We start from the raw sequence: 4,318 nt of genomic DNA on the forward strand, positions 1-4,318 counted from the left end.
GCCGCCCGCTGGGGGGGTTTCCCCGCCGGCCCCCCCCCGCTGGGCTGTGAAACCCCCCCCCCGGGGGGGGGGCCGCCCCTCCTGCGACGGGCGGCCACCGCCCCTCCCTCCCCTGCCCGAAAGGAGCCCGGCACCATGACCGGACTCAGCCGTCTGTCGCTCAACCAGATCACCACCAAGCGGTGGAGCCTGCCCGAGGCCGTCCGGGGCTGCGTGGACGCCGGCATCCCGGCGATCGGCCTCTGGCGTGACAAGGTCGCCGAAACCGGGCTCGCCCGCTCCGCCAGGCTCTGCCGCGACGCCGGCCTCACCGTCAGCACCCTGTGCCGCGGCGGCTTCCTCACCGCCACCGGCCCCGCCGAGCGCCGCGCCGCCCTCGCCGAGAACCTCCAGGCGATCGAGGAGGCCGCCGAACTCGGCACCGACACCCTGGTGATGGTCGTCGGCGGCCTGCCCGACGGCAGCCGCGACCTCGCCGGAGCGCGCCGGGCCGTCGCCGACATGATCGCCGAACTGGCCCCGCACGCCGGTGACTTCGGCGTCCGGCTGGCTCTGGAGCCGCTGCACCCGATGTTCTGCGCCGACCGCGCGGTCCTCTCCACCCTCGGCCAGGCCCTCGACCTCGCCGGGCCCCACCCCGCCGCCCAGGTCGGCGTCGTCGTCGACAGCTACCACGTCTGGTGGGACCCGGCCCTGCCGGAGCAGATCGCCCGCGCCGGACGCGAGGGCCGCATCGCCTCCTACCAGGTCTGCGACTGGACGCTGCCGCTGCCCGCCGACGCCCTGCTCGGCCGCGGCCACGTCGGCGACGGCCACATCGACTTCCGCACCCTCACCGACCAGGTCACGGCCGCCGGCTACACCGGCTGGATCGAGGTCGAGATCTTCAACGAGCGGATCTGGGACACCCCCGGCGAGCAGACCCTGCGCACCCTGGCCGAGCGCCACCTCACCCACGTGGCCGCGTCGTGAGGATCGTCCTCGCACCGGACTCCTTCAAGGGCACCGCCACCGCCACCGAGGCCGCCCGGGCCCTGGCCGACGGCTGGCGCTCGGTGCGGCCCGGCGACGAACTCGTGCCGCTCCCGATGGCCGACGGCGGCGAGGGCACCCTCGACGCGGTGACCACCGCACACCCCGGCAGCACGCTCCACGAGGTGGCCGGCTGCACCGGGCCGGACGGCGCTCCGGTGACCGGGCGCTACGCCCTGCTCCCCGACGGCACCGCCCTCGTCGAACTCGCCACCGCCAGCGGGCTCCCGCTCCTCGGAGGCCGGCTCGCCCCGCTCACCGCCACCACCCGCGGCACCGGCGAGACCATCGCCGCCGCCCTGGACGCCGGTGCCACGGCAGTGACCGTGGCCCTCGGCGGCTCCGCGTCCACCGACGGCGGCGCCGGCCTCCTCGGCGCCCTCGGCCTGCACGTCCGCGGCCGCTCCGGTGCCCGGCTCCCCGACGGCGGGGGTGCACTCGCCGCACTCGGCAGCATCGACCTGAGTACGCTGCGGGCCGCCCCGCCGGGCGGCGTCCGGCTGCTGACCGACGTCACCAACCCACTGCTCGGCCCGGACGGAGCGGCGGCGGTGTACGGCCCGCAGAAGGGCGCCGGGGCCACCGACACCGCTCTCCTGGAACGCGGCCTGCGCCGGTTCGCGGAGCTCCTCGGAGGCGACCCGGACCAGCCCGGAGCCGGCGCGGCCGGCGGTACCGCGTACGGCCTGGCCGCGGCCTGGGGCGCCCGCATCACGCCCGGCGCGGCCGCCGTCGCCGACCTGCTCGGGCTGGACGCGGCCCTCGCCGGGGCCGACGTCGTCGTGACCGGCGAGGGCCGCTTCGACGCCACGAGCCTGCTCGGCAAGGCCGTCGGCGAGGTGATCGCCCGCGCGGAGCGTGCCGCCGTGCCGGTCCGCGTCGTCGCCGGCGACTCCGCCGACGAACGGGCGCTCACCCTCGTCTCCCTCGCCGGGGACGGCTCCGACGCCCGGCGGCGGGCCGCCCACTGGCTCTTCCGCGCCGGGGCCGCCCTCGCCCGCTCCTTCGATCCGGCGACGGACTGAGCGGGCCGTCCGCCCGGACGAACGCCCGGCGGGGCCTCACCGGGAGGATCGGATCCCGCTGGTCGGCACCGTCCGGAGCGGGCCGATCCGCGTCACGGTCGGTCGTACCACCGGCCCGGCGCTTCGATCGCGGCCGGCTCCTCAGCCGTGCGGGTGCCACCGGACCGGCAGGTGCTTGAGACCGTTCTGGAAGTTCGACACCAGCCGGTCGGGCACCGCGCCGGGGACGAGCGCCAGCCCGGGCAGTTCCGCCAGTACGTGGCGGAGCATCGCCGTCATCTGCAGGCGCGCCAACCGGGCCCCGACGCAGAAGTGCGGGCCGTAGCCGAAACTGACGTGGTCGTTCGGGGTCCGCGTGACGTCGAAGCGGTCCGGGTCCGGAAAGACGGTCTCGTCCCGGTTCGCGGAGGCGTGGTAGACCACCACCTTCTCGCCTCGCCGGATCCGCCGGCCTCCCAGCCCGACGTCCCGTGTGGCGGTGCGCCGGAAGTCCACCACGGGCGGCCAGTGGCGCAGCATCTCCTCGACGGCCGAGGCGGTCGCCTCCGGTCGCCGCAGGAGCAGCCGGTACTGGTCGCGGTGGGTGAGCAGGGTGTGCAGACCCCCTGGCAAGGCGTTGCGGACCGTCTCGTTGCCGGCCACCGCGAACAGGAAGAACATCGTCTCGAACTCCGTGGCACTCAGGCCGGCTTCCCGCATGCGGGCGACGATGCTGCCCGGCGGCGGATGTTCGGCGAGCGCGTGGGCGTACGCGAACATGTCGGCGAGGGCCGCGCGGGAGCGCGGGTTGAGCGGGCGGCCGTCGGGGGCGGTGAGGACGGTCGGGCGGTGGTCGAGCGCGGCGCGTCCCATGTCGGTGAGCCGGGACGGGTCGGCAGTACTGGACCGGGCGTAGTCCGGGTCCTGGTAGCCGATCACGCGGTTCGACCAGTCGACCAGCAGCTGCCGGTCCTGCTCCGGCACACCCAGGATCAGGGCCAGCGTCCACACGGGCAGATCGGCGGTGACGGACACGAAGTCGGCCTCGCCGAGCGGGCGGATCCCGGCGACGAGTTCGGCGGCGCGGCTCTCGACGGCGGTCGCCAGCTCGTGCAGCGCTCCGGCGACTGCGGCACGGAGCCGACGACGGTCGTCGACTTCTCGGGCGGCGGGCCGGAAATCGTCCGGCGGGGGGCCGGCGACCCCACCCGCTTCGAGTGACGGGGGCGGGGCCGGACGGGGCCGGACGCGCCCGCCGGCCCCTGGCCGCCGGGCCGCGCGGCCCCGGAACGGTGCCGTGCGGGCAGGAGGGTCGGGGTTGACGCCGTGTCACGCCGGACGGAAGACTCCTCCGGGCATACGAGGAGGCTGCGGAACCGCCGTGATCGAGGAACTGGTACCCCCGCCCGCCACGACGGCGCACGCGTTCACCGACCACGAGGCGGCCGTCACCGCGCTGTACCCGCAGGAGGCCGCCGCCGTCGCGCCGGCCGTGCCGAAGCGCCGGCGGGAGTACGCGACCGTCCGGATGTGCGCGCGGCGGGCGCTGAACGGGCTGGGCGTGCCGCCGGCGCCGCTGGTGGCGGGCCGGCGGGGCGCGCCGCGGTGGCCGGCGGGCGTCGTGGGCAGCATGACCCACTGTCCCGGGTACCGGGCGGCCGTCGTGGGCCGCTCCGGCGACTTCCTGGGGCTGGGTGCGGACGCCGAGCCCAACGAGCCGCTGCCGGACGACCTGCTGGACTTCGTCTCGCTGCCCGGGGAGCGTGCCCGGCTGCGCGAACTGGCGGCCGCCGCGCCGGAGGTCTGCTGGGACCGGCTGCTGTTCAGCGCCAAGGAGGCGGTGTTCAAGACCTGGTATCCGCTGGCCGAGCGCGAACTCGACTTCTCGGAGGCCGAGTTGGACTTCGATCCGGAGGCGGGCACGTTCTCCGCGCGGCTGCTCGTCCCGGGGGTGAGCGCCGGGGGCGTGCACATCGAGGGGTTCAGCGGCCGGTGGCTCTGCCGCGACGGCCTGGTGGTCACCGCGATCGCTCTGGAGCGGCCCGCCGCGCACTGACGGCCCGACCCGCCCGGCCCCCGACCCGCCCGACCCGCAGTCAGCTCCGGCCCGCAGTCGGCTCGGGCCCGCGAACGACTCAGCCCGCGAACGGCTCGGGCCCGCGAACGACTCAGCCCGCGAACGGCTCCGGGCCGCTGCCCGTCGGCGGCGGGCGCGGGGGGGCGGCCCGGGGGGCGCGCGGGGGGGCGCCGCGGGGGCGCGGGGCGGCCCCGGCCGGGCCCGC

General features: G+C 76.9%; 4 protein-coding genes and 1 pseudogene. 4 read left to right on the top strand and 1 reads right to left on the bottom strand.

The annotated features are described in order from the left end of the window. Nucleotides 1-135 precede the first annotated feature (135 nt). Nucleotides 136-972: a sugar phosphate isomerase/epimerase family protein gene (locus tag ACFC1F_RS12080; protein WP_376157495.1), complete on the top strand. Its 837-nt coding sequence runs from the start codon at nt 136-138 to the stop codon at nt 970-972. Beyond that, nucleotides 969-2,057 (top strand): glycerate kinase, encoded by a 1,089-nt coding sequence (locus tag ACFC1F_RS12085; RefSeq protein ID WP_376157496.1) that lies wholly within the window; start codon nt 969-971, stop codon nt 2,055-2,057. Before ACFC1F_RS12080 ends, ACFC1F_RS12085 begins: the two co-directional genes overlap by 4 nt. Nucleotides 2,058-2,198: 141 nt before the next feature. Here ACFC1F_RS12085 and ACFC1F_RS12090 read toward each other — a convergent pair whose 3' ends face one another. Further along, nucleotides 2,199-3,071: a cytochrome P450 gene (locus tag ACFC1F_RS12090; RefSeq protein WP_376157498.1), complete on the bottom strand. Its 873-nt coding sequence runs from the start codon at nt 3,069-3,071 to the stop codon at nt 2,199-2,201. A gap of 51 nt (nt 3,072-3,122) precedes the next feature. Between ACFC1F_RS12090 and ACFC1F_RS12095 the strand changes: the two are divergent. Together ACFC1F_RS12095 and ACFC1F_RS12100 are read left to right on the top strand one after the other, a co-directional pair. Next, nucleotides 3,123-3,257: pseudogene (locus ACFC1F_RS12095) on the top strand (threonylcarbamoyl-AMP synthase); the annotation flags it as partial. Nucleotides 3,258-3,417: 160 nt separating this feature from the next. Beyond that, the gene (locus ACFC1F_RS12100) at nt 3,418-4,092 is read left to right on the top strand and encodes a 4'-phosphopantetheinyl transferase (protein ID WP_376157500.1); all 675 of its coding nucleotides are present in this window, start codon (nt 3,418-3,420) and stop codon (nt 4,090-4,092) included. The last annotated feature ends 226 nt before the right edge of the window (nt 4,093-4,318 follow it).

This window comes from Kitasatospora sp. NPDC056181, from assembly GCF_042266225.1.
In the GTDB taxonomy this organism is placed as follows: Bacteria; Actinomycetota; Actinomycetes; order Streptomycetales; family Streptomycetaceae; genus Kitasatospora.

Excerpts from the sequence above, each read along its gene's own strand:
- ACFC1F_RS12080 (WP_376157495.1), top strand. The coding sequence starts at position 136 with ATGACCGGACTCAGCCGTCTGTCGCTCAACCAGATCACCACCAAGCGG.